1 pseudogene is annotated in these 1,530 nt (G+C 41.0%); it reads left to right on the top strand.

Annotated elements, in window-relative coordinates:
- Nucleotides 1–99: 99 nt before the first annotated feature.
- Nucleotides 100–1,530: pseudogene (msbA, locus tag Q0212_RS16300) on the top strand (lipid A export permease/ATP-binding protein MsbA); the annotation flags it as partial.

The following is a 1,530-nucleotide window of genomic DNA, read 5'->3' as shown; positions in this document are numbered from 1 at the left end:
CAATTATCCTTAACCTGGATTTTTGGTTGATATAGACAGCATCCGCCCGCACTATTTAGAGCATTACCCACTGCAGCACTTAGTAGATTTGGAGTTTTTCCATTATTAGTGATTGCCATCTTCTTTTTTAGAGGTGTTGGCACTTTTATGGGAACTTATTATTTGTCTTTGGTGGCGCGTAATGTGGTGTATCAATTACGCAAAGAGCTATTTGCTAAACTCTTAGTTTTACCTAATCATTATTATCATCTACATTCGGCAGGGCATCTTAGTGCCAAATTAATTTATGATGTTGAGCAAGTGACTGAAGCCGCTAGTGAGGCCCTAAAAACCTTAGTGCGCGAAGGTTTTGTGGTGATTGGTTTATTAGGTTATTTGTTTTATACCAACTGGCGACTCTCTATCTCATTGTTAATTATTGGCCCAATTGCCGCTGCGTTGGTGCGTACTGCCAGCAAACGCTTTCGTAAGTTGTCACACAAAATCCAAAATACTATGGGCGATGTGAATCATATCGTCAATGAAACCATTCAAGGTTTTGCAGTGGTCAAAAGTTATGGTGGACAAGAGTTTGAATCGAAACGTTTTGAACAAGCTTCCCAAGAAAATCTGAAACAAAGCATGAAAATGGTAGTGACGTCAGCACTCAATACGCCCGTTATTCAATTTTTAATGGCGATTGCCATGGGTGGTGTGGTGTGGTTGGCCTTGCAGCCACATATTTTGGGTGATGTGTCCGCAGGTGCGTTTGTCGCTTATATTACCGCCGCAGGTTTGTTGTCTAAACCTGTCCGTTCTTTAACCGACGTGAATAGTAAAATTCAAAAAGGTATTGCCGCAGCGCAATCTGTTTTTGATTTATTGGATTGTCCTGTTGAACCAGATACAGGGACTTATCAAGCCAAAAAAGTAGAAGGTCGTTTAGAGTTTAAGAATTTATCGTTTAGTTACCCCACAGGTGACACTGTCTTACACAATATTGATTTAACCATTCCTGCGGGTAAAACAGTGGCTTTAGTTGGCCGTTCAGGCTCTGGTAAAAGTACTTTGGTGAGTTTGATTCCTCGTTTTTATGAAACAACACAAGGCCAGATTTTATTAGATGGCCATGCCTTGTCGGAATATACCTTAGCCAATTTGCGTGAGCAAATTGCGACAGTGAGTCAAAAGGTGATGCTGTTTGATAACACCATTCGTCACAACATTGCCTATGGTGATTTGGCTAATAAAACCGATGCCGAAGTCGAAGCTGCTGCTAAAGCGGCGTATGCCCATGACTTTATTATGAAGTTACCCGAAGGCTATCAAACACGCGTTGGTCAAGATGGTACACAACTATCAGGTGGACAACGTCAAAGGATTGCTATTGCTCGTGCCTTATTAAAAAATGCGCCAATTCTAATTTTGGACGAAGCAACCTCTGCTTTAGACAATGAATCTGAATTTTATATTCAAGAAGCTTTAGAAACGGTGATGAAAAATCGAACCACCTTAGTCATTGCTCATCGACTATCAACCGTCGAAAAAGCG

Origin of the sequence: uncultured Agitococcus sp., from assembly GCF_937920075.1 — a bacterium.
Lineage (GTDB): Bacteria > Pseudomonadota > Gammaproteobacteria > Pseudomonadales > Moraxellaceae > Agitococcus.
The sequence above is the reverse complement of the archived record's forward strand: the minus strand, read 5'-3'. Positions and strand labels throughout refer to the sequence as shown.